At 66.7% G+C, this 21,802-nt stretch carries 21 protein-coding genes; 11 read left to right on the top strand and 10 right to left on the bottom strand.

The features are described 5' to 3' along the window. Positions 1 to 153: 153 nt before the first annotated feature. From KBC94_RS06710 to htpG, 4 genes are all read left to right on the top strand, one after another. On the top strand, positions 154 to 882 hold the full coding sequence (locus tag KBC94_RS06710) for a response regulator (protein WP_294367721.1): 729 nt from the start codon (positions 154 to 156) through the stop codon (positions 880 to 882). Continuing rightward, complete coding sequence (locus tag KBC94_RS06705; RefSeq protein WP_294367720.1) at positions 869 to 2,287, top strand: ATP-binding protein; 1,419 nt, start codon at positions 869 to 871, stop codon at positions 2,285 to 2,287. Before KBC94_RS06710 ends, KBC94_RS06705 begins: the two co-directional genes overlap by 14 nt. A gap of 81 nt (positions 2,288 to 2,368) precedes the next feature. Continuing rightward, the gene (locus tag KBC94_RS06700) at positions 2,369 to 2,722 is read left to right on the top strand and encodes a hypothetical protein (protein ID WP_294367717.1); all 354 of its coding nucleotides are present in this window, start codon (positions 2,369 to 2,371) and stop codon (positions 2,720 to 2,722) included. A 161-nt stretch (positions 2,723 to 2,883) separates the two neighbouring features. Beyond that, entirely contained in the window at positions 2,884 to 4,878 is a 1,995-nt protein-coding gene (gene htpG / locus KBC94_RS06695) for a molecular chaperone HtpG (protein WP_294367716.1), read from the top strand. 61 nt (positions 4,879 to 4,939) lie between these two features. Here the strand turns inward: htpG and KBC94_RS06690 are convergent, their stop codons facing one another. Next, the gene (locus KBC94_RS06690; protein WP_294367715.1) at positions 4,940 to 6,970 is read right to left on the bottom strand and encodes an ATP-binding protein; all 2,031 of its coding nucleotides are present in this window, start codon (positions 6,968 to 6,970) and stop codon (positions 4,940 to 4,942) included. Positions 6,971 to 7,470: 500 nt separating this feature from the next. Between KBC94_RS06690 and KBC94_RS06685 the strand changes: the two genes are divergently transcribed. From KBC94_RS06685 to KBC94_RS06665, 5 genes are all read left to right on the top strand, one after another. Next, positions 7,471 to 7,740, top strand: a complete 270-nt coding sequence (locus KBC94_RS06685; RefSeq protein WP_017761419.1) for a helix-turn-helix transcriptional regulator — start codon at positions 7,471 to 7,473, stop codon at positions 7,738 to 7,740. Continuing rightward, positions 7,730 to 8,962 carry a type II toxin-antitoxin system HipA family toxin gene (locus tag KBC94_RS06680; protein ID WP_294367709.1) on the top strand — a complete coding sequence of 411 codons (1,233 nt, stop codon included), beginning with the start codon at positions 7,730 to 7,732 and terminating at the stop codon, positions 8,960 to 8,962. The genes KBC94_RS06685 and KBC94_RS06680 overlap by 11 nt, the downstream gene beginning before the upstream one ends. Before the next feature lie 213 nt (positions 8,963 to 9,175). Beyond that, positions 9,176 to 9,664, top strand: coding sequence for a DUF2778 domain-containing protein (locus tag KBC94_RS06675; RefSeq protein WP_294367708.1), 489 nt, complete (start codon positions 9,176 to 9,178; stop codon positions 9,662 to 9,664). Continuing rightward, positions 9,661 to 9,948, top strand: coding sequence for a hypothetical protein (locus tag KBC94_RS06670; protein ID WP_294367701.1), 288 nt, complete (start codon positions 9,661 to 9,663; stop codon positions 9,946 to 9,948). The genes KBC94_RS06675 and KBC94_RS06670 overlap by 4 nt, the downstream gene beginning before the upstream one ends. Positions 9,949 to 9,963: 15 nt before the next feature. Then, positions 9,964 to 10,440 carry a type VI secretion system tube protein Hcp gene (locus KBC94_RS06665; protein WP_294367700.1) on the top strand — a complete coding sequence of 159 codons (477 nt, stop codon included), beginning with the start codon at positions 9,964 to 9,966 and terminating at the stop codon, positions 10,438 to 10,440. Between the two features lie 36 nt (positions 10,441 to 10,476). Here KBC94_RS06665 and KBC94_RS06660 read toward each other — a convergent pair whose 3' ends face one another. From KBC94_RS06660 to KBC94_RS06620, 9 genes are all read right to left on the bottom strand, one after another. Beyond that, positions 10,477 to 11,307 (bottom strand): SDR family NAD(P)-dependent oxidoreductase, encoded by an 831-nt coding sequence (locus tag KBC94_RS06660; RefSeq protein ID WP_294367699.1) that lies wholly within the window; start codon positions 11,305 to 11,307, stop codon positions 10,477 to 10,479. A gap of 11 nt (positions 11,308 to 11,318) precedes the next feature. Further along, a complete protein-coding gene (locus tag KBC94_RS06655) occupies positions 11,319 to 12,530 on the bottom strand; it encodes an ABC transporter substrate-binding protein (protein WP_294367698.1) in 1,212 nt (403 codons plus the stop codon). A gap of 153 nt (positions 12,531 to 12,683) precedes the next feature. Continuing rightward, complete coding sequence (locus KBC94_RS06650; protein WP_294367696.1) at positions 12,684 to 13,421, bottom strand: ABC transporter ATP-binding protein; 738 nt, start codon at positions 13,419 to 13,421, stop codon at positions 12,684 to 12,686. Next, the gene (locus KBC94_RS06645) at positions 13,418 to 14,137 is read right to left on the bottom strand and encodes an ABC transporter ATP-binding protein (RefSeq protein ID WP_114801515.1); all 720 of its coding nucleotides are present in this window, start codon (positions 14,135 to 14,137) and stop codon (positions 13,418 to 13,420) included. Before KBC94_RS06645 ends, KBC94_RS06650 begins: the two co-directional genes overlap by 4 nt. Before the next feature lie 28 nt (positions 14,138 to 14,165). Continuing rightward, positions 14,166 to 15,203 (bottom strand): branched-chain amino acid ABC transporter permease, encoded by a 1,038-nt coding sequence (locus tag KBC94_RS06640; RefSeq protein ID WP_294367691.1) that lies wholly within the window; start codon positions 15,201 to 15,203, stop codon positions 14,166 to 14,168. Between the two features lie 41 nt (positions 15,204 to 15,244). Beyond that, positions 15,245 to 16,096 (bottom strand): branched-chain amino acid ABC transporter permease, encoded by an 852-nt coding sequence (locus tag KBC94_RS06635; protein WP_017759334.1) that lies wholly within the window; start codon positions 16,094 to 16,096, stop codon positions 15,245 to 15,247. A gap of 58 nt (positions 16,097 to 16,154) precedes the next feature. Continuing rightward, positions 16,155 to 16,967 carry an SDR family oxidoreductase gene (locus KBC94_RS06630; protein WP_294367687.1) on the bottom strand — a complete coding sequence of 271 codons (813 nt, stop codon included), beginning with the start codon at positions 16,965 to 16,967 and terminating at the stop codon, positions 16,155 to 16,157. Positions 16,968 to 17,180: 213 nt separating this feature from the next. Next, complete coding sequence (locus KBC94_RS06625; protein WP_294367685.1) at positions 17,181 to 18,923, bottom strand: FAD-dependent oxidoreductase; 1,743 nt, start codon at positions 18,921 to 18,923, stop codon at positions 17,181 to 17,183. Continuing rightward, positions 18,920 to 19,723: a shikimate dehydrogenase gene (locus KBC94_RS06620; protein WP_294367681.1), complete on the bottom strand. Its 804-nt coding sequence runs from the start codon at positions 19,721 to 19,723 to the stop codon at positions 18,920 to 18,922. The genes KBC94_RS06625 and KBC94_RS06620 overlap by 4 nt, the downstream gene beginning before the upstream one ends. A 142-nt stretch (positions 19,724 to 19,865) precedes the next feature. Between KBC94_RS06620 and KBC94_RS06615 the strand changes: the two genes are divergently transcribed. Together KBC94_RS06615 and KBC94_RS06610 are read left to right on the top strand one after the other, a co-directional pair. After that, the gene (locus tag KBC94_RS06615) at positions 19,866 to 20,906 is read left to right on the top strand and encodes a Gfo/Idh/MocA family oxidoreductase (RefSeq protein ID WP_294367679.1); all 1,041 of its coding nucleotides are present in this window, start codon (positions 19,866 to 19,868) and stop codon (positions 20,904 to 20,906) included. 69 nt (positions 20,907 to 20,975) lie between these two features. Further along, complete coding sequence (locus KBC94_RS06610; RefSeq protein ID WP_294367677.1) at positions 20,976 to 21,797, top strand: IclR family transcriptional regulator; 822 nt, start codon at positions 20,976 to 20,978, stop codon at positions 21,795 to 21,797. Positions 21,798 to 21,802: the final 5 nt, after the last annotated feature.

Here is a 21,802-nt window from a genome sequence, read left to right as displayed (position 1 = left end):
TTGCTAAGTGGTGATTTCTGGTTTAAGCCACATTCTGCAGTATTTATCTCCATGCCCCGATCGGCAGGCCGCCAGGCAGGGCACCCGCTGATCAGCCTGCCTTAAGTCGCCCCACCCAGCATCCGCGCCCGACGACAACGGCGGAGACACCCCATGCGCGCCCTGCTGGTGGAAGACGACGAGATGATCGCGGCCAGCCTGCGCCAGGGCCTGGCGCGCGAGGGCTGGTCGCTGGACTGGGCGGCCGACGGGCTCAGCGGCGAGCGTGCCCTGGCCGATGGCGCCTATGCCTGCGTGCTGCTCGACCTGGGCCTGCCCGGGCAGGAAGGCACCGCCCTGCTGCGCCGTGCCCGCGCTCGCGGCGACCGCACGCCGGTGGTGGTGCTCACCGCCCGCGACGGCCTGGACGACCGCGTGGCCGGCCTGGACCTCGGCGCCGACGACTACCTGCCCAAGCCCTTCGCCCTGCGCGAGCTGCTCGCCCGCATGCGCGCCGTGGTCCGACGCCACGGCGGCGCCGCGCAGCCCCGCATCGGCACGCCGCAACTGCAGCTTGACCTGGCCACGCGCGAGCTGCATCTGCCGGACGGCCGGCACGAACCCTTGAGCGCGCGCGAGTTCGCGCTGATGCACGCCCTGCTGGAGCGCCCCGGCGCGGTGCTCTCGCGGGCCCAGCTGGAGCAGCGCCTCTACGGCTGGGACGACGAGGTGAACAGCAACGCGCTGGACGTGCTCATCTACGGCCTGCGCCGCCGCCTGGGCGCGGACGTGATCCGCAACATGCGCGGCCTGGGCTGGCGCGTGAGCGCCGCGGCGGCAGCAGCACCGGGCGCCGGCCCGGCCGATGCCGCGCCCCCGTCCCCTGGCCATGGTCGCGACTGAAAGCGCGACGCGCGCCCGGCCCGCGTCCTCGCTCGGCCGGCGGCTGCTGGGCTGGCTGGTGATGCTGCACCTGGTGGCCGGCCTGCTGACGACCTGGGGCGCCTACGCGGTCTACGGCCGCATCATCGAAGGCCTGCGCGACGACCAGATGCGCTCGCTGGCCGAGTCCTACGCCGGCCGCCGGCATGTGCGCGAGCTGCCCACTGTCGACGCCGAGGCCATTGCGCGCCGCGGCGCCCTCGTCGTGCAGCTGTGGACGCCCGATGGCCGGCAGCAGGAAGCCGCCTCCGCCGAACTGGCCGTGCCGCTGCAGGCCCAGCCGGGCTTCGTGGAGCTGCGCACCGGCCCGCTGCCCGAGCAGCGATGGCGCGTCTACACCGCACCGGCCGACGGTGTCGACCGGCTGCGGGTGCAGGTGCTGCAAAGCCGCGCCTTCCGCCAGCAACGCTCGCTCAAGCGGGCGCTGGCCGAAGGCCTGCCGATCCTGGCGCTGCTGCCCGCCACGCTGCTGCTGCAATGGCTGGTGGTGTGGCGCGGCTCGCGGGCACTGCGGGCCGTGGCGCGCGAGGTGGCCGCGCAGGACGAGCGCAGCCCGCGCGGCATGCCGCCCGAGCGGGTGCCGGCCGAGATCCGGCCGCTGGTGCAGGCCTTCAACGCCGTGCTCGGCCGGCTGCGGGCGGCGCTGCAGGCGCAGCAGCGATTCGTGGCCGATGCGGCGCACGAGCTGCGCACGCCCTTCACCGCCATCGGCCTGCAGCTGGACAACCTGCGGCCGCACATTCCCGACGGCCCGGCCCGGCAGAGCTTTGCGCAGCTGGAGGCCGGCGTCTCCCGCGCCCAGCGGCTGCAGGCCCAGCTGCTGCGCCTGTCGCGGCAGGAGGCGGCCGAGCCGCTGCAACCCGAGGCCGTGCCCCTGGCGCCGCTGCTGCGCGACGCCGTCGCCCAGTTCGCCGAGATGGCCGAGCAGCGCCATGTGGACCTGGGCTTTCGCACCGCGCCCGAGCTGCAGTCGCTGCAGCGGCCAGGCTCGCCGGTGGAGCTGCGCAGCCTGTTCGACAACCTGCTCGACAATGCCGTGCGCCACAGCCTGCCGGGCGGCTGCGTGGACCTCGTGCTGCATGCCCTGCCCACCGGCGAGCCGGTCGTCGACGTGGTGGACGAAGGCCCGGGCATCGCCGAGGACGTGCTGCCCCGCGTGTTCGACCGCTTCTACCGCGCGCCGGGCGCTGCCGTCGGCGGCAGCGGGCTGGGTCTGGCCATCGCGGCCAGCGTGGCGCGCCGCCACGGCCTGCGCATCGCACTGATCAACCGCCGCGGCCCGGAGCACCGCAGCGGCCTGCGCGCCCGCGTGCACCTGGGCGACATGCCGTTGCCGTCTCATTTCCAACTCAGAAACGCCACCTAGAGTGGCCCCAGGCGGGTCCGCCGGCCAGCATGGCGCAGCCGGCGCGCGACCCACCCTGTTGTTGTGAACGAGGAGATCGACATGCGCGCACCTGCAACCTTCCGCCTGGCCGCCGGCCTGGCACTGGGCACTGTTCTGGCCACCGGCACCGTGGGCGCCTGGGCCCAATCCGCCTGGAACGGCGGCGGCAGCGAGGCCATTGGCCAGTCCACCGGCATGGCCCCGCTCAACTCGACGATGTCGCGCGACGAAGTCAACACCGGTGCCATGGCCGCCGCCCATCCCGTGGGCACCGAGGCCGTCGGCCAATCGACCGTGATGCCCGCCCTGCTGCAACCGGGCGACGGCAGCCGCGCCCAGGCCGACGCCATCGCCGCCGCGCACCCGGCCGGCACCGAGGCCATCGGCCAGTCGACCTCGCTGCCGCTCAACTGAGCGCCGCTGCGCGCTCCGCCGGTGCCCTGGCGCCGGTCGGACCGCCTGCCCCGTCCGGCCGATTCGGGCCGCGACAGGGGGGTTGATAATCCGCCCACCGCCCCCAAGCTTTGGGGGCGTTTCCGTTTTTGGGCGGCATTTCAACCACTTAGCAGCACGACATGAGCAAGAACACCCATTCCTTCCAGGCCGAAGTGGCCCAGCTCCTGCACCTGGTCACCCACTCGCTCTACTCCAACAAGGAGATCTTCCTTCGCGAGCTGATCTCCAACGCCTCCGACGCCTGCGACAAGCTGCGCTTCGAGGCCCTGGACAACGCGGCCCTTTATGAAGACGCGCCCAACCTCGAAGTGCGCGTCGCCTTCGACAAGAAGGCCCGCACCCTGAGCATCACCGACAACGGCATCGGCCTGTCGCAGCAGGAGGCCATCGACCACCTCGGCACCATCGCCAAGAGCGGCACGCGCGAGTTCATGAGCCGCCTGTCGGGCGACCAGAAGGCCGACGCGCAGCTCATCGGCCAGTTCGGCGTGGGCTTCTACTCGGGCTTCATCGTGGCCGACCGCATCGTGGTCGAGTCGCGCCGCGCCGGGCTGCCGGCCGACCAGGGCGTGCGCTGGAGCAGCACCGGCACCGGCGACTTCGAGGTCGAGACCATCGCCCGCGAGAAGCGCGGCACCAGCGTGATCCTGCACCTGCGCGAGGACGCCGACGAATTCCTCAACGGCTGGAAGCTCAAGCAGGTCATCGGCAAGTATTCGGACCACATCTCCCTGCCCATCCTGATGGAGAAGGAAGAGTGGAAGGAAGGCGAGGACGACAAGGGCGGCGAGATGGTCGCCACCGGCGAGTGGGAGCCCGTCAACAAGGCCAGCGCCCTGTGGACCCGCGCCAAGAAGGACGTGAGCGAAGAGCAGTACGTCGAGTTCTACAAGAGCATCAGCCACGACTACGAAGCGCCGCTGGCCTGGAGCCACAACCGCGTGGAAGGCAGCACCGAGTACACGCAGCTGCTGTACATCCCGGCCAAGGCGCCCATGGACCTGTGGAACCGCGACCACAAGGGCGGCCTCAAGCTGTACGTCAAGCGCGTGTTCATCATGGACGAGGCTGAGGCGCTGCTGCCCTCGTACCTGCGCTTCGTGAAGGGCGTGATCGATTCGGCCGACCTGCCGCTGAACGTCAGCCGAGAACTGCTGCAGGAAAGCCGCGACGTGAAGGCGATCCGCGACGGCAGCACCAAGCGCGTGCTGTCGATGCTGGAAGACCTGGCCAAGAAGGCCGCTGCCGCTGCGGCGCCCGCTGAAACGCCGGCCGCCGACGGCGTGACCGACGTGGTCGACAAGAAGGAAGGCGAGCAGGCCGACGCTGACGCCGCCAAGGCCAGCGAGGACGCCGGCAAGTACGCCAAGTTCTATGCCGAGTTCGGCTCGGTGCTCAAGGAAGGCCTGGGCGAGGACTTTGCCAACCGCGACCGCATCGCCAAGCTGCTGCGCTTTGCCTCCACTACCAGCGACGCGGCCACCGTCTCGCTGGCCGACTACAAGGCGCGCATGAAGGACGGCCAGGAGGCCATCTACTACATCACCGCCGACACCCTGGCCGCCGCCAAGAACAGCCCGCAGCTCGAGGTCTTCAAGAAGAAGGGCATCGAGGTGCTGCTGATGACCGACCGCGTGGACGAATGGGCGCTGTCGTACCTGACCGAGTTCGACGGCACGCCGCTGCAGAGCGTGGCGAAGGGCGCGGTGGACCTGGGCAAGCTGCAGGACGAGACCGAGAAGAAGGCCGCCGAAGAGGCCGCCGAAGCCTTCAAGCCGGTGCTGGAAAAGCTGAAGGCCTCGCTCAAGGACAAGGCCGAAGACGTGCGCGTGACCACCCGTCTGGTCGACTCGCCCGCCTGCCTGGTGGTGCAGGAGCACGGCATGAGCACGCAACTGGCCCGCATGCTCAAGCAGGCCGGCCAGAAGGCCCCCGAGGTCAAGCCCGTGCTGGAAGTGAACGCCGAGCACCCGCTGGTCAAGAAGCTGGAGCGCGACGAGGCGCACTTCGATGACCTGGCGAACATCCTGTTCGATCAGGCGCTGCTGGCCGAAGGGGGGCTGCCGGAGGATCCGGCGGCTTATGTGCGAAGGGTGAATGCGTTGTTGGTTTAATCCAAGTCAATCCAAGAAAAGGGGCGCCATTGCGCCCTTTTTTATCGCCTCAATTTTAATATCAATTATCGATCCCAAGTTTATAAAAAAATACCTTGTTTCTTATAACGGCGTCTCTTAGGACCTTGTCCCAGCTTAATACCTCGATGTAAATTTTTGGCCCTGCAAGATAGGAAAACCACCCTTTTCTGTCCGGCATGGGAGTAAAGCTCTTCTCTCGCTCCAACCACTCTTCCACTTTAGGCGTGAAATCACACACGACATAGCCGTAAAAAGGGGTAGTAGAAGTTACCTCCATTGGGCGTCCAGGCGGGGTTCTGAATTTTTTATCCCTTATTTTGTTGGCGTACCTGACGATTTGTGCAATTGGATCCTCATCAGAAGATGGGTCCGCAAAATCGTCTCGGCCGGGCCGCTTGAATTCAAATATCGTAATAGGATTCGTGGATATATTTTCTCCACGCATTGCGATGCGATTTCCATAGACGATAACATCCCCTCTATCAGATCTAATTCCATCCAACGGAATATCTGATGAAACATAGTTCGTGAAGCTTAATCTTTCGTCCAATATCCAGAGGTTATGCTCGTCGTACGAAATAGTATCTGTATCTTTTTTTCTTGGGAAAATTATGTCGTGTACTGCACCCTCGGTGTAGTGGCGATTATCATCCTTATATTCCAATCTTCTTTCTAAAAGATCGAGCAAATATTTGCGTAAAACAACATAGTGTATTAATTCACTCTTGCTCTTTTCTGTAATATTTTTTGCGATTGAGCTGGCGCTTTCCTCATTTAAATTGCTAGGCTGATCCTCCTTCAGGATATTTTTAATCCGAGCGCGGAGCAGAGTCTCCGCTTTGAATTGCTGCTTGTGGAGAACTGCCTCAATTTCTTCAGGCTTGGGATGCATACTAAACTCATTGAGATCGACCTGATTAAGAGCTTCGCGATGCCAGGGTGCATTGTTGTCGACATAATCTGAAATTATTATTTTCTTGCGCTCGGAACGGGAGCTTAGTTCTCCCTGAAATGCTATGGCAGTTAATCTAGCGGCCTCTTTTTCGATATCCGTCTGGCAAACTTCTTCATAGAGCGCTGGATCCTCCAAGCGCTCTTTACGGAACCTAAATCCACCCCTCTCTAATGAAACATTTTCATCGAGATATCGGCCAAATACGTAAGTCTTTAGAATGAAATTTCGAGCAACGAGTGAATTGTCAGCTGGAGCAGGATCGAAAAATTCGTCTTCGAATTCCGGGATGTAGCGGCTGAGAAAAGCAGTCTCCACTTCTCTCTTATCCGCAACCAAGCTGACCTTACTTACCTTGGAGCCAGGCGAATAAATTTTAAATGTTCTGATTTTAAAATTGTGAGTCTCTGCTCCCGCAGCTATTCTGAAATCACTTTGTGGAAGAAAAACCTCCTGGATAACCGCTTGCTCGCTGGACAAATATTCATTAAGCGTGATTAGTTCCGATCCATCCTCTTCCATTAGCACAATCTTAGGGCACTCATACTCGTCAGTAATGAAATAAGGAAGTAAGAGTTCAACTAAATTCCTGGCAATCTGTTTGGCGGACTGATTGATCGCTGACTTCTTTTTCAGTCCACTAAGGCGAACAGTCGTCCTCGCCCTACTAGAGTTGGAAGCAGTAAGATTTCTTTCGACTATGAAGTGCTTTTCATCTCCCATCTTAAAACTTAAATCCCAGTAGGAAGAGTCACTTGCTTTATAGGTCGACTCTACCCAGACATGATCAAAGTATTTTAAATAAGTGAGGCGCCCAAAACCCTTGCCACCATCCGCAATTTTTAGTTCGCTATAAAGTGTGTCGAAAGACTCTTGATTTTCATTGTTAAATCCAACGCCGTTATCCTCAATTCTTATCTCTTCAATTCCTCGGCTGCTTTGAGTTCCATCCAAATCGAGCTGCCGATTCCTCTTCAAAGTTATTTGAATTAATCCGTTCTTTTCAGTGCCTGCCTGGATGGCCTGGATCGAATTTACAACGGCTTCGACAATCGGAGTGAAAATCGATGTTTTCTCAGTTATATTACTTACCGCTCGTTTAATGACAATATTGCTCATCAGTTACCCCAAATAAGGTTAGACAAGGCATTGAATGAAGCGCGATATCTCATGAGAATTTAATTCTACGTCTTTTCCTACGCGCACGCTCAAATGTGATTTAGTTCAAATAAATGAATTGAAGAAATTCTTGTTGTCTTGACTTGGATAATAGAGATGTTCTAGCTTACCAAGCAAATCAAGTCATGACGTCGCCTATATGGCTAGGTTCGCTAGACATACTGGCTTCGCGCTGCCGACCTCCCAACAACCGTTTTCGCTGCCCTTCACAGCAGGTGCCGGTCAGGTGAGAAGACACCTACTTTGCATGCGTGGTGGCAGTAACGATGCGGCTGCCGGCACCAGCATAGAACGGCCTTGTGGCGGGGGTCTGTGTAGACGGCTGAGGAGCCCGCCATGCGGCGACCATACCGTCCATCTCTTACGAGGCACTCACAAACAGCGTTGATCATGTCAGCTGCAGCTGCCATATTGCGCATAAACAGCTTACGATGCCAGTTATGACTGACAAAATCAGGCTCCCGGACGAGCTCGGCCGCCAGCTACGCGAGCAACGCGAAGCGCTGGGCATGAACAAGTCCGAACTCGCCGAGAAGGCGGGAAAGGTCCGCGAAGTCATCTACCGGCTCGAAGCGGGCGAAGACTCCACGGTGTCCTCCCTTCTGGCCGTGTTGGGCGCACTCGGTCTGGCACTGCGGCTGGAACGGTCCGGGCTGCCCTCTGCCGGCGAAGTCGCAGCGCGGTTCCAGGACGACGACGATGCTCCCTGAGAAGATTCGCCTGCTGGACGTCTCCATCGGAGAAGCTGTCTACGCAGGGCAGTTGCTGCGGACGTCGACGTACGAGTTTCGCTACCTGTCGCCGGAGCCGGAGCAGCCCACCGTGGCCCTGCTGATGCCGCCCAGCGAGCGCCTGAGCTGGCAGGACGGCGACCTGTTTCCGCCCATGGACCAGAACCTTCCCGAAGGCGACCTGTTCATGAGGATCCGCGAGCTGTTTCCCAAGCAGCCAATGACGCCCATGCACATGCTGGCGCTGGTCGGGCGCAACGGAATTGGGCGGCTCGGGTACAGCCTGCCGGATCAGGCTCAGCCCGCTTTGCCACGCACGCTGAGCAAGCAAGAACTGCTGCGCACCCAGTACACGCCAGAGGTGTTCAGCGAGCTGGTGGCAGCCTACCTGAGCACGGGGGCGGGCATTGCAGGCATGCAGCCCAAGATCATGGTGCCGGACCGGCCGACCGTGCCCATCCCATCGCTCATCGTCAAGGCGGCGAGTCCTGCCTACCCCGGACTGGCGGCCAATGAATATCTGTGCCTGACCGCCGCGCGGCGCGCCGGCATCGACGTGCCGACGTTTGCTTTGTCCGACGACGGGCAGATGCTGGTTCTGGACCGCTTCGACCTGGTCGTCCACGCGGAGGGCCCCGTGGAGCGGCTTGGCTTCGAGGACATTGCGGCGCTGGCGGGGCTGCGCGTGCGCGACGTTCTGTCGGACCGCAAGTACCAGGGCAGCTACCAGCGGGTCGCCGAGTTGCTGCGTCAGTTCCAGCTTCACAGCAGCAACCTGCATCGCTTCTTCGAGCAGGTGGCCTTTTCCGTCATGGTCCACAACGGCGATGCGCACCTCAAGAACTTCGGATTGCTCTATCGCTCCCGCGAAGAGATGTGGCTGGCGCCCATGTTCGATGTCGTCACGACCTCCATCTACAGGTACGCCCGCTCGCCGGGCGGACCTGAGTTGGAGGACCGCACCCTTGCGCTGAAGCTGTTCGCGGGCAAGCACCAGACCAAGGCGTATCCGACGACCGATGAGTTGGTGGACTTTGGCCGCCGGGTATGCGGTGTTGCGCAGCCCGCCGAAGTGTTGGTCCGGATCGCAGAGGCCATGCGCGCGACGCTGGAAGAGGCCAAAGGCGACACGCGCGTGACGGCGGCGCTGCGCGAGCAACTGGCGCAGGCTTGGGAAGAAGGGCTCGCCTACGCCCGATAAACGCGGCGCGCCTTCGCCTGTGCCGTCGCGCTGGACCGGCCCTCGGCGCGCGCTGCCAGGAGTCGGCGCAGCCGCTCGGCGCCTTCGCGCCCCTACAGCACCGAATTCGAAAGCATCACTCCAGTTTTTTCCGGAAATGTTTAGCGTACAAACTCGTTAGCGTTTGTGGCATCCCCTTTCTGATGAAAAGCAATGCAGAAAATAGGCCCCAGCATGCCTATCAACTGCAAATTCAAATTGGACCAACGTGAACTGTCTTCGCTGCGATGCGAAGGCGTCGGCGAGTTCGCCGCATTTTCGGGCAGGGACGGAAGCTCCAAAAACAACGCCGACTATTCTGACAAGCCGGGCGTGGGGCCTCTCCCTGTGGGAAGGTATTACATCGTCGACAGAGGCAGCGGGGGATTCTTCTCCAGGCTTTACACATCCGCCGTCGACTGGGTCAACGACAACGATCATTCCACATGGTTCGCCCTGTACCGAGACGATGGAACGGTCGACGACGAAACTTTTGTGAATGGCGTCCGCAGGGGAAACTTCAGGCTGCATCCGCATGGCCGTCTGAATATCAGCGAGGGGTGCATCACACTTTCCGACAAAGCCGCCTTCAGCAGGCTGCGCAAGAGGCTGCTTGGGACCGTCCGCATGCCGATACCCGACGGAACGGGCTTGGCATACGGCGTCGTCGAGGTGACCGAATGAAGGTCTTGACCTCGAGGGCAGTACGCGCGTCGTTGGCCACTCTGCTTTTTATTTGCGTATGGCCAGCGGGCGTCCTCGCCAGCGCATGGCTGATTTATAGCTCAGACAGCACCTTCTATGGTTGGCTGCGAATCGTAGGATGGCTGGACATTTTCGGACTGATGAACTATATCGGCGTGGAAGAGATGGAATTCACGGCGATCAATTCGTTGGTCATTCTTTGGTTTCCTATTGCCGTGTACCTCGCATTCCGGTTTTACGGCTGGCTCAAAATAATTCGCTAAACTCAAGGGAAATCAATGGCCTCGGATATCTTTCTAAAAATAGACGGCATCACCGGTGAATCGCAGGACTCCAAGCATCTCGGAGAAATAGACATCACGTCGTGGAGCTGGGCGGTTCATCAGGAGGGACGAATGATGAGCGGCTCGGGCGGCGGCGCTCCGAAAGCGACGGCCCATGACATGGAGCTGATCCACAACATTGATCGAGCGTCCCCTGGGCTGATGACGGCCTGCTTTGCTGGCAGGCGCTTCGCCCAGGCTGTCTTGACGTTGAGAAAGGCAGGGGGCCTTCCGCTCGACTTCATGAAAATCACGCTTTCCGACGTGCTGATCACGAAGGTGAGCCCATGCGGCGGCGGTGGCGGTCATTTCGAAGAAATCCACCTGTCCTTTGCCAAGATCAAGCAGGAATACCTGATGCAAAACGCATCCGGAGGCAGCGCAGGGACCGTCGTCGGCAGCTTTGACATCAAAAACAACGCGGTCGCGTAACGCCACGGCATTCGCAACCCCTGCTCGGCCGCCGCACTACGCCCCCTTCCCCGGCCTCCCCGGAATCATCCCCAGCATGTGCTCCGCCACGCCCCCATCCACCGTCAGCGCCTGCCCGGTCACATACGCAGCGCCGGGGCTGGTGAGGAAGGCCACCACCTCGCCCACGTCGTCGGCGGTGCCGATGCGGCCCAGGGGCACCAGGACGCGGCGGGCCTGGTGGGTGGCGTCGTCCTGGTAGACGGCCTCGGTGAGCGGGGTGCGGATCATGCCGGGGCAGACGGCGTTGACGCGGATGCCGTCGGCCGCCCATTCCTGCGCCAGTTGGCGGCACAGCATGACGAGGGCGGCCTTGGCCGGTGAATAGGCGCCATAGCCCGGGTGCGGCATCAGCCCCGACATGGAGGCGATGGCGGTGATGCTGCCGCGGGTGCGCGCCAGTTGCGGCCGGGCAGCCTGCGCCAGCAGCCAGGCGCTGCGGGTGTTGAGGTGGAAGGTGTGGTCCCACTGCTCGACCGTGAGGTCGGCGAGGCGGCCCGGGCCCGAGGCACCGGCGTTGCACACCAGCGCACCCAGGTCGCCGGCCGCGTCCTGCGCCTGGGCCACGAGGGCGCGGCAGGCGTCGGGCTGGGTCAGGTCGCCGGTGACGCCGCCGGCCGTGACGCCCTCGGCGCGCAGTTCATCCAGCAGCCGCTCCAGCTTGTCGCCGGGCTGGCTGGCCGCCGCGCTGATGTGCAGCGCGCTGCCGGCGCGCCGGGCCTGCCGGGCCAGCGCCAGGCAGATGCCGCGGCCGATGCCGCCGGCCGCGCCGGTGACGAGTACATGCGTGGGCAGGCGGGGGGCGTCGTCGGCCGTGGCGGAAGGCATGGCAGCGCTGCTCACATCTTGCAGGCGGGCGACGGTGCGGGAACGATCGACGGCGGGAAGACGTGCTCGATCACCGGCACGATGGCGCCGTCCACCGTCTTGGCGCGGGCCACGTAGTTGGGCAGCAGCAGCTGGTTGTCCGCGGCGCGCATGGTCACGCTGCCGTAGATGGTGTCGAGCTGCGCGCCGCGCAGCGCCTTCGACACGTCCGCGGGCTTGACGCTGCCGGCCTTCTTCACGCCGTCGAACATCACCTGCATGCCGTTGTAGGCCTGGCCTTCGTTGTCGGTGGGCACGCGGTTGAACTTGGCCTTCCACGCGGTCACGAAGGCCTTGTTGCGCGGGTTGTCGATGGTGGCGGTGTAGGCAGTGTTGCCGGGCGTGCCTTCCAGCGCCTTGCCGGTGGCGTTGATCATGAAGTTCTGGATCAGCGCATGGCCGATGAGCTTGGTCTTGGGGATGAGCCCGAACTCCTCGGCCTGCTTGACGAAGGCGATGGCATCGCGGCCGGTCTCGGCCACCCAGATGGCCTCGACGCCGCTGCTCTTGAGCTGCGCGATGTAGGGCGAGAAGTCCTTGGTGCCCAGCGGCACATACAGCGAGAGCGGCACCTTCTTGCCGTTGGCCTCGACGGCCTTCTTGAACGATTCGCCCGAGTCGCGGCCCCACACGTAGTCGGCGGCCAGCACGGCGAAGGTGCTTTCCTTCAGGTCCTTGGCCCACTCGTTGATCATGGCGATGTCCATCGCGTCCGAGTGGTTGGTGCGGAAGCTGCGCGGCTTGCAGGTGTCGCCGGTGAGCTTGTCGGACTTGCTGGCCACCACGAAGTAGGCGGCGTCCCAGCGGTCCAGGTTCTGCGCGATGGCCAGCGAGATGGACGAAGGGATCGAGCCGATGAGCAGGTTGTTGCCCTCGCGCGCCAGCTTCTCGGCCACGCGGCGGCCGGCGTCGGGCGTGCCCTCGTCGTCGGCCTCGGCCACCTCGACCTTGCGGCCGTCCACACCGCCTTTGGCATTGGCCTCGTCGGCCGCGAACTTGACGGCGCGCATCACCTCCTCGCCCTGCTGCGCGAACACGCCGGACTTGGAGGACACCAGGCCGACCTTGACCGGCTCCTTGCCCTGGGCCCAGGCGGCCAGGGGCATGGCGGCGCCGGTGGCGACGAGGGCCGCGGCCACGGCGGTGGCGGCGCGGCGCGAGATGGATGGGGTGGTGCTGTGCATGGTTGTGTCTCCTCGGGTGGATGAAGATGTGCGCCGGAAGGCGGTCCGGCAGCCGTGCTTGCGGGGTTGCTGCGTGCGGCCTGCGCGTGCGGGCGATGCGCGCGCGGCGTGTGCGTGGCGTATGAGCGGCGTTCTCAGGGGCAGTCAATGGCGCTAGACCATGACGTGCGCCTCCAGATCCTGCAGGCTTTCGCGGCTGTCGTGCACCGCGCCCTGCGCGATGACGGCGCCCTTGGCCATGGCGTAGTAGCGCTCGGCCACGCGCACCACCAGGCTCATGTTCTGCTCGATGAGCAGCAGCGCCGTACCCTGCGCCGCCACCTGGTTGAAGATGACCGCGAGCTGGTCGACGATGACGGGCGCCAGCCCTTCGGTGGGCTCGTCCAGCAGGATGAGCGAGGGGTTGGCCATGAGGGCGCGGCCCACGGCCAGCATCTGCTGCTGGCCGCCCGAGAGCGCGGTGCCCGGCGTGTGGGCGCGCTCCTGCAGGATGGGAAAGAGCTCGTAGATGCGCGGCACCGTCCAGTGGCCGGGGCGGCCGGTGGCGGCGCCCAGCAGCAGGTTCTCTTCGACCGTGAGGTTGGCCACGATGCGCCGGCCCTGCGGCACCACCACCACGCCGTTCTGCGCCGCGTTGTAGGGCCGCGGGCGCAGCAGGATCTGGCTGCCCACGCGCACCTGGCCGCCGCGCAGGCTGGCCAGGCCCAGGATGGTGTTGACCACCGTGGTCTTGCCCACGCCGTTGCGTCCCACCAGGGCCACGCGCTCGCCCGCGCGCACCTGCAGCGACAGGCCGTGCAGGATGTGCGCCGCGCCATAGAAGGCATCGACGCGGTCGAGTTCGAGCAGGATGCCGTCGTTCATGGCGTTGCGTGGATTCATCGGGCTCATGCGGCGCTCCCCAGGTAGGCCTCGCGCACGCGCGGATTGGCGCGCACCTCGGCAGGCTCGCCGCTGGCGATCACGCGGCCGAGTTCGAAGACGGTGACGGCGTCGCTGATGCCGAACACCACGTCCATGTCGTGCTCCACCAGCAGCACCGACACGTTCCAGCGCGAGGTCAGCGCCTTGAGGTGGCGCGCCAGGTCGTGCGATTCCTGCACCGACAGGCCGGCCATGGGCTCGTCCAGCAGCAGCACTGTGGGCCGGCCGACGAGGGCCAGGGCCAGGTCGAGACGGCGCTGCTCGCCGTAGCCCAGGTCTTCGGCGACGTCGTCGGCGCGGTGGGCCAGGTTGAGCTCTTCGAGCACGGCCTGCGCGTCGGCCTCGCTGTCCTTCGGGTTCATGCAGTGCGAGGCCAGCGCCACCTGCCGGCGCACGCGCATCTGGCCGAAGACGCTGGTGCGCTGGAAGCTGCGCGACAGTCCCCGCTGGCGCCGCTGCACGGGGCCGAGGGCGCTCACGTCCTCGCCGCGCAGGAAGACCTGCCCGCGGGTGAGCCGGCGGCGGCCAGTGATGGCGTCGATGACGGTGGACTTGCCGGCACCGTTGGGGCCGATCAGGCCGCGGATCTGGCCGCGTTCCAGCGTCAGCTCCACGCCGTCCACCGCCTTCACGCCGCCGTAGTGGATGGCCACGTCGCGGGCCTGCAGCACGTAGTCGCTCATGCCTGTTGTCTCCTGGTTGCGATGCGGCTCAGCGGGCCGAGGTGGCGGGGCGCACCACGGGCGTGGCGGGTGCGGCCGTGTGGCCGGCACTCGCGGTGGCGGGCGCTGCCGCGGCGCGCCGCCTGGGGTTCCACAGCTTCTGCAGCGCTCCGGCGATGCCGGTGGGCGAGAACACGATGACGGTGATCAGCGCCACGCCGAAGATGGCCATCCAGTGCGTGGCCCAGTCGCCCAGCACGTCCTTGAACATGAAGTACACGATGGCGCCGAGCGGCGGGCCCCACAGGGCCTTGTAGCCACCGACCACGACCATCATCAGCGCCACGCCGGAGACACTCCAGTGCAGCGCCTCGGGCGAGACGAAGCCGGTGTTCAGTGCCGACAGCAGACCGGCCACGGCCACCACGCCGGCCGACAGCGCATAGATGGCGGCGCGCGGCAGCAGCGTGCGCAGGCCGATGAAGCGGGCGCGCTCCTCGTTGTCGCGCACCGCCTCGGTCACGCTGCCGAAGCGTCCGCGCAGCAGCAGCGCCAGGACCAGCAGCGTGAGCACCAGCACCGTCCAGCACACCATGAAGAGCACGGCCGGCTGCAGCAGCTGCGACTGCGGCACGCCGAAGAGCGTGGAAGGCCAGTTGATGTTCATGCCGTCGGCGCCGCCGGTGAGCCCGCGCGAGCGCGAGGCGGTGAGGAAGAACATCTGACCGATGGCCAGCGTCATCATGCTGAAGGCCACGCCGGGTACGCGCACGATCACCAGGCCCACCAGCAGCGCGAAGAGCATCAGCGCCGCCAGCGTGGCCACGATGGCCAGCTCGGCCGGCATCCAGCCCAGCTCCATCACGATGCCGACGGTGTAGCCCGAGAGCCCGAAGAACACCGCATGGCCGAAGCTGACCATGCCGTTCTGCCGCAGCAGCAGGCCCACGCCCGAGGCGAAGACACCATAGATCACCGCCTGCGTGAACAGCGACAGCAGCGTGCCCGAGCCCACGCCCAGCGCCACCGCGCCTCCCACCGCCAGCGCCGCGGCGCCGGCCAGGCCGATACGAACATTGCTTGTCATGAATGCGCTCCTCTGGTTCCCTGATGTCTTGCGCACGACGCTCACGTGCGGCTACCTGCGAAGCCCGCCGGGCGCCAGATCAGCACCGCGACCATGATCACGAAGGGCAGGATGGCCGAGAGGTCGGGCAGGTACACCGCGCCCAGCGACTGAACCATGCCCAGCACCATGGCGGCGACGAAGGCACCGGCCAGCGAGCCCAGGCCGCCCACGACCACCACCACGAAGGAATCGATGATCACGTCGCTGCTCATCGATGGCGACAGCGACAGGAAGGGCGCCGCCACCACGCCGGCCAGGCCCGCGAGGGCGGTGCCCAGGCCCACCACGCCGGCCGACAGCGCATCGGTGTTGACGCCCTGCATGGCGGTGGTGGTGGGGTCGGTGCTGGCGGCCCGCACGAACAGGCCCGCCTTCGAGAAGCGCAGCCAGCCCGTGAGGCCCAGCGCCACCAGCGCGCCGACGCCGATCACCGCCACACGGTAGGCCGGCAGCGGCGTGCCGAAGAAGTCGATGGAGGTGGCCAGCACGGCAGGTGCCTCCACCGACAGGTTGCTCTTGCCCCAGGTGGTCTGCACGAAGTCCTCGATCACCAGCAGCAGGCCGAAGGTGACCAGCACCACGGTGAGCGGATCGCGGTCCTGCAGCAGGCGGAAGCCGTAGCGGTCGAGCAGCACGCCCAGCAGCGCCATGATGGCCGGCGCCGCCACCAGCGCGGCCCAGAAGTTGTAGCGCAGCGCCACCGAGTAGCCGATGTACGCGCCCAGCATGTACAGCGAGCCGTGCGCGAAGTTCACCACCCGGCGCAGGCCGTAGATGAGCGCCAGGCCCGAGCACATGATGATCAGCAGGGCGCCGTAGACCAGCCCGTTGAAGAGGTTGATGGTCAGCATGAAGGTCGTCTCCGTGATGCGTGTGCGGTGGGAAAGGTGGCGGCCGGGTGCGGCCCGCTCACAGCGGCGCCAGGGCCTGGGCGGGCGCGCCCAGCACGCTCCAGCCGCCGTCGGCGCTGAGCGTGGCGCCGGTCACATAGCTGGCGGCAGGCGAGGCCAGGAAGGCGATGGCTTCGGCGATCTCTTCGGGCTCGGCCATGCGGCCCAGCGGCGTGCGCTCGGCGACGGCGCGGGCATCCACATCGCCGCGCTCGGCCAGGGCCGCCACCAGCGTGGTGCGCACATAGCCGGGCGCCACCGCATTCACGCGGATGCCCTCGCGGGCCCACTCGCAGGCCAGTGCGCGCGTCATGCCCAGCACGCCGGCCTTGGCGGCGCTGTAGGCGTTGCGGCCCGGAATGCCGCCGAAGCTGGCGATGGAGCCGATGTTGACGATGGCGCCGCGGTTGCCCCGCGCATCGCGCGGCTGCTCGCGCATGAAGCCCAGCACGGCCTGCGTCATGAGGAAGCTGCCGCGCAGGTGCACGGCCAGCACGCGGTCGAAGCCCTCGGCCGTCTGCGCCAGCGTGGGTGCGGCCTGCTCGCCGATGCCGGCGTTGTTGACCAGGGCGTCGATGCGGCCGAGCGCGGCCTGCGCGGCGGCCACCGCCACCTGGACGGAACCGGCATCGCTCACGTCGCAGCCCAGGCCCAGGTGCTGCGGGCCCAGCTCGGCGGCGCGGGCCTGCGCGGCCTCGGCGCGCAGGTCCAGCAGGGCCACGCGCCAGCCCCGCTGCGCCAGGCACTGCGCGGTGGCCCAGCCGATGCCGTCCGCGGCGCCGGTGATCAGCGCCGTGGCGGCTGTTGAATGGGGTTGGCCGAGGGTCGGCATGTGTGTCTCCTGTCGTCGTTGCTCTGGTGGCAAGGCTGCGGGCGGGCCCGCGCCAACCGGACTTTCGAGGCCGCCGGTCATGGCTGCGTGTGGGGGTGGATTCTTCGATCCCTGCCCTGGGGCTGCTTCGACATTTCCGGCCATTCGCCGGACTTTTCGTGCATGAGGGACTGGGGTTTGCCCGGTCTGTCATGCACGTGTGGCGCGTGGCGGCTAGGGGGTGACGGCCTCGCGCAGGCGCGAGCCCGCATGCCGCGCCGCCAGGTGCGCGAAGACGAGGCCCGGGCCGAGGGTGATGCCCGGCGCCGTGTAGACGCCGCCCATGATCGAGTGCATGTCGTTGCCCACCGCATAGAGGCCCGCGATGGGCTGGCCCTGCGCGTCGAGCACGCGCGCGTCGGCGTCGGTGGCAAAGCCTTGGGCCGCGCCGATGTCGCCCGGATAGAGGCGCACGGCATAGAAGGGCCCTTCTTCCAGCGGACCGAGGCAGGGGTTGGGTCCGGGCCATGCCGGGTCGCCCAGGTTGCGCTGGTAGGCGGTCTCGCCGCGGTGGAAGTCGCTGTCCACGCCGCTGCGCGCCAGGGTGTTGAAGCGCTCGACCGTGGCCTGCAGACGCTGCGCATCGATGCCCAGGGCCTGGGCCAGGCCGGCCAGCGTGTCGGCCTGCGTGAGGTAGCCGTCGGCCAGGAAGGGCGCGAGGCCCTTGCCACCCGGGCGCACCATGCCCAGGCCGTACTTGCGCAGGGCCGCGGCATCGCAGATGAGGAAGGCGGGGATGGAGGGCTGCCCGTCGGCACCGGGCTGCTGCATGGCCAGGCCGAAGAGGTGGTACGAGGTGCTTTCGTTGACGAAGCGCTCCCCCGCGGCATTGACCGTGAGCACGCCCGGCTTGGCGCGGTCCATGACGAAATGCGGGAACAGGGCGGTGCTGCCATCGCTGCGCATGCGGCGCGAGACCGGGGCCCAGAAGGCCGCGCTCATCGCACCGCTGCCGTAGCGCGCGCCCACGGCCTCGGCCAGCGTGTGGGCCTCGCCGGTGTGGCCGGGCGCGCCGGGGCACCAGCCGATGTCGGCACCGGGCAGCAGGGCCTGCCGTCGCTCGGGGTGGCGGTTGAAGCCGCCGCTGGCCAGCACCACGCCCGCGCGTGCGGCCACGCTGCGGCGCTGGCCGCGCTGGGCCAGCACCACGCCGTCGACGCCGGTGTCGCTGCGCTGCAGCCGCATCAGCTCGGTCTCCATGGCGAGCGTGACGTTGGGCAGGCGCGAGAGCGAATACAGCAGCCGCCCCACCAGCGCATTGCCCATCACCAGCCGCGTGCCGCGCGCATGGCGCAGGCGGTCGCGGCCATGGCGCGCCAGGAGGCGCACCGAATGCCGCAGCGAGGCCAGCGACTTCGTCATGCCCAGCAGGTGGTTGATGTCGGTGCGGTCGACCATCATGCCGCCCAGCACCGTGAACTCGGGGATGGGCGGGCGCAGCAGCGCGAACCACTCACCCAGCAGCCGGCCGTCGAAGGGCAGCGGCTCCAGCGCACGGCCGGCGACGGTCGAGCCTTCGAGGTCGGAGATGTAGTCGGGGTGCCGGGGGTAGGCGCGCAGCTTGACCTCGGTGCGTGCCGCCAGTTGGGCGATGGCTTCGGCGCCGTGGTCCAGGAAGGCCTGGCGCAAGGCGCGCGGCGAGTGCTCGCCGATGGCGTTGTCGAGATAGCGCGCGGCCTCGGCCAGCGTGTCGGCCGGGTTGACCGCGGCGCCTTCGCGCGTGCCGGGCACCCAGCAGGTGCCGGCCGACAGCGCGGTGGTGCCGCCCACATGCGCGGTGCGCTCCACCAGCAGCACCTGCTGGCCATCCAGGGCCGCGAACAGGGCCGCGGCCATGCCGGCGCCGCCCGCGCCGATGACCACCAGGTCGAAGGCCGCGCCTTCGGGCAGATCGGCCAGCGTCTGCAGGCGCTTCACGACCGGGGCTCCGCCAGGAAGTCGACCATCAGGTCACGCACGCGGGCAAACATGTCGGTGCCGGTGGCGGTGCCCAGCCCACGCGCACGGGCGGCGGCGATCAGGGGCGTGACGGCCGGCTGCGTGATCACGCAACCCACGAAGGCATCGGGCGCCAGACGCTCCACGTCCACGGGCAGCGGGTCGTCGTCGCGCATGCCGGCGGGCGAGGCGTTGACCACCAGCTGGTAGCCGGCCGGATCGGCCGAGCCGACGCCGACGGGGCAGCGGCCCAACCCCGCCAGCCGTGCCACCAGCGCATCACGGCGGGCGACGTCGCCGTCGTGGATGTCCAGCGACACAACGCCGGCCATCACCAGCGCATGGGCGATGGCCGAGCCGGCGCCGCCCGCGCCCACCAGCAGCGCGCGACGGCCCTCGGGCTCGCCGCCGCGGTCGCGCAGGGCGGCCACCATGGCCAGGCCGTCGAACATGTCGCCATGCCAGCGGCCGTCGGCAGTGCGGCGCATCGTGTTGGTGGCGCCCAGGAAGGCCGCGCGTTCCGACAGCGTGGTGCACAACGCGGCGCAGGCGAACTTGTGGGGCACGGTGACGATGACGCCGTCCACGTTCCTGGCCGCCGACACGCCGGCCAGCCAGGTGGCCAGATCGGTCGGCGCCACATGCGCGGGCATGACCATGGCGTCCATGCCGCGCTCGGCAAAGGCCTGCGTGACGCCCGCGGGCGATTTCACCTGCGCGATGGGATCTCCCACGATGAAGTGGACGCGCGTGGCGCCGCTGAGCTGGGGCTCGGACATTGGCTGTCTCCTGGATGTTCGGGTCTGCCGGCGAAGGTGGCGGCAGCGTTGGCGGCGATCCTATCGATAAATGGAATCATGTTCAACTATTGAACTTCATTTCAAATCCACCTACAGTCGCGGCCAAGGAGACATCCCGCCCATGCCCCAGAAGGCCCCCATCGCGCTCATCGGCGCCGGCGTCATCGGCCGCACGCACATCGACCGCCTGCAGCAAAGCAGCCGGGCGCGGATGTGCGCCATTGCCGATCCGACCGCGGCCGGACAGGCGCTGGCCGAGGCCGCGGGCGTGCCCTGCTATGCGAGCCATGCCGAGCTGCTGGCCGCCCACCGGCCCGCGGGCGCCATCGTGGCCACGCCCAACGCCACGCACGTGCCGGTGGCGCTGGACTTCCTGGCCGCGGGCGTGCCGGTGCTGGTCGAGAAGCCGGTGGCCGGCACGGTGGAAGACGCCCGCCACCTGGCCGAGGCCCAGGCCGCGCGCGGCGTGCCGGTGCTGGTGGGCCACCACCGGCGGCACAACCCCATCCTGCAACGTGCCCGCCAGCTGATGCAGGAGGGCCGGCTGGGCCGCGTGGTGGCCGCGCAGGCCATGGCCACCTTCCTCAAGCCCGACGCGTACTTCGAAGCGGCCTGGCGGCGCCAGGCCGGCGGCGGCCCGGTGCTGATCAACCTGATCCACGACATCGACATGCTGTGCTTCCTGCTCGGCGAGGTGCGCGCCGTGCAGGCCTTCGCCAGCAATGCCACGCGCGGCTTCGAGGTGGAGGACACGGCCGTGGCCAGCCTGCAGTTCGCCAGCGGCGCGCTGGGCACGGTGATGGTGTCGGACACCGCCACCGCGCCCTGGTGCTGGGACTTCTGCGCCGGCGAGCAGCCGCAGTACCCGCGACAGGCCGTCAACTCGCACTTCATCGCCGGCACGCACGGCTCGCTGTCGCTGCCTGATCTGTCGCTGTGGCATTACGCGGGTGATCGCAGCTGGCATGCCGAGATGACGCGCAGCCAGACCGCCGTGCATGCCGCCGACCCCTACACCCGCCAGCTCGAGCATTTCGTCGACCTGGTCGAAGGCCGCGCCACGGTGCCGCTGTGCAGCGCCGCCGACGGCCTGCGCACCCTGGCGGCCACGCTGGCCATCTCCGATGCCGCCGAGCGCGGCTGCACCGTCGCGCTGGGCTGAGCCCGCCGTGCGCATCCTCATCCTGTACGCTGCCCGCCTCATTCCAAGACCACGAGAAGGACATCCCCGATGAGCGGCGTACTCGATCGAACCCTGGGCATCCTCGAACTGCTGGCGCGCCATGGCGAGGGGCTGGAGCTGGCCGCCATCGCCGACACGCTGAACATGCCGCGCAGCGCCGCCCACCGGCTGCTGGCCGACCTGACGCGTACCGGCTACGTGCGCCAGACGCGCGAGCTCGGCTCGTACATGCTGACCACCAAGCTGTCGTCGCTGGGCCTCTCTTTCCTCAGCCACAGCGGCATCGTCGATTTCTCTCAGCCGCTGCTGGACCGGCTGGCGCAGCTGTCGGGCGAGCTGGCGCGGCTGTCGGTGATCGACGGCGAGCGCCTGACCTGGGTGGCCCGGGCCCAGGGTGCCCGGCAGGGCCTGCGCTACGACCCCGACATGGGCAGCGATGCGCGGCTGTCGTGCTCGTCCTCCGGCCTGGCCTGGATGGCGGCCCTGAGCGACGACGAGGCCATCGCCCTGGCCACCCGGCAGGGCCTGGGCCAGCCCGAAGAGTACGGCCCCAATGCGCCGCGCACGGTGCAGGAAATGATGGCCATGGTGCACGCCACGCGCGAGCGCGGCTATGCCCTCACCATCGACACCTACACGCCGGGCCTGAGCACCATCGGCGCCGTGGTGCAGCCCGCCGGCCGCCCGCCCATCGGCGCCATCACCGTCGCCGGGCCCACCGTGCGCTTCACCGAGGAGCGCATGCGCGCCCTTGCCCCCGAACTGCTGGAGACGGCCGCGCAGATGGCGGCGGCCAGCGGCACCTCGCCCTTCTTCCAGAAGACGGCACCGGCAGCGCCTCCCGGACGCGTGCCCATCTACGCCGCCTGACGGCG

It is taken from the genome of Pseudacidovorax sp., assembly GCF_017991995.1.
GTDB lineage: Bacteria > Pseudomonadota > Gammaproteobacteria > Burkholderiales > Burkholderiaceae_C > Xenophilus.
Note: the sequence above shows the minus strand (reverse complement) of the source record. Positions and strands in the feature narration are given on the sequence as shown.

What these genes read in the sequence shown, in the direction of transcription:
- KBC94_RS06710 (WP_294367721.1), top strand. Translation starts at nt 154, where the DNA reads ATGCGCGCCCTGCTGGTGGAAGACGACGAGATGATCGCGGCCAGCCTG.
- KBC94_RS06705 (WP_294367720.1), top strand. Translation starts at nt 869, where the DNA reads ATGGTCGCGACTGAAAGCGCGACGCGCGCCCGGCCCGCGTCCTCGCTC.
- KBC94_RS06700 (WP_294367717.1), top strand. Translation starts at nt 2,369, where the DNA reads ATGCGCGCACCTGCAACCTTCCGCCTGGCCGCCGGCCTGGCACTGGGC.
- htpG (WP_294367716.1), top strand. Translation starts at nt 2,884, where the DNA reads ATGAGCAAGAACACCCATTCCTTCCAGGCCGAAGTGGCCCAGCTCCTG.
- KBC94_RS06690 (WP_294367715.1), bottom strand. Translation starts at nt 6,970, where the DNA reads ATGAGCAATATTGTCATTAAACGAGCGGTAAGTAATATAACTGAGAAA.
- KBC94_RS06685 (WP_017761419.1), top strand. Translation starts at nt 7,471, where the DNA reads ATGACTGACAAAATCAGGCTCCCGGACGAGCTCGGCCGCCAGCTACGC.
- KBC94_RS06680 (WP_294367709.1), top strand. Translation starts at nt 7,730, where the DNA reads ATGCTCCCTGAGAAGATTCGCCTGCTGGACGTCTCCATCGGAGAAGCT.
- KBC94_RS06675 (WP_294367708.1), top strand. Translation starts at nt 9,176, where the DNA reads ATGCCTATCAACTGCAAATTCAAATTGGACCAACGTGAACTGTCTTCG.
- KBC94_RS06670 (WP_294367701.1), top strand. Translation starts at nt 9,661, where the DNA reads ATGAAGGTCTTGACCTCGAGGGCAGTACGCGCGTCGTTGGCCACTCTG.
- KBC94_RS06665 (WP_294367700.1), top strand. Translation starts at nt 9,964, where the DNA reads ATGGCCTCGGATATCTTTCTAAAAATAGACGGCATCACCGGTGAATCG.
- KBC94_RS06660 (WP_294367699.1), bottom strand. Translation starts at nt 11,307, where the DNA reads ATGCCTTCCGCCACGGCCGACGACGCCCCCCGCCTGCCCACGCATGTA.
- KBC94_RS06655 (WP_294367698.1), bottom strand. Translation starts at nt 12,530, where the DNA reads ATGCACAGCACCACCCCATCCATCTCGCGCCGCGCCGCCACCGCCGTG.
- KBC94_RS06650 (WP_294367696.1), bottom strand. Translation starts at nt 13,421, where the DNA reads ATGAGCCCGATGAATCCACGCAACGCCATGAACGACGGCATCCTGCTC.
- KBC94_RS06645 (WP_114801515.1), bottom strand. Translation starts at nt 14,137, where the DNA reads ATGAGCGACTACGTGCTGCAGGCCCGCGACGTGGCCATCCACTACGGC.
- KBC94_RS06640 (WP_294367691.1), bottom strand. Translation starts at nt 15,203, where the DNA reads ATGACAAGCAATGTTCGTATCGGCCTGGCCGGCGCCGCGGCGCTGGCG.
- KBC94_RS06635 (WP_017759334.1), bottom strand. Translation starts at nt 16,096, where the DNA reads ATGCTGACCATCAACCTCTTCAACGGGCTGGTCTACGGCGCCCTGCTG.
- KBC94_RS06630 (WP_294367687.1), bottom strand. Translation starts at nt 16,967, where the DNA reads ATGCCGACCCTCGGCCAACCCCATTCAACAGCCGCCACGGCGCTGATC.
- KBC94_RS06620 (WP_294367681.1), bottom strand. Translation starts at nt 19,723, where the DNA reads ATGTCCGAGCCCCAGCTCAGCGGCGCCACGCGCGTCCACTTCATCGTG.
- KBC94_RS06615 (WP_294367679.1), top strand. Translation starts at nt 19,866, where the DNA reads ATGCCCCAGAAGGCCCCCATCGCGCTCATCGGCGCCGGCGTCATCGGC.
- KBC94_RS06610 (WP_294367677.1), top strand. Translation starts at nt 20,976, where the DNA reads ATGAGCGGCGTACTCGATCGAACCCTGGGCATCCTCGAACTGCTGGCG.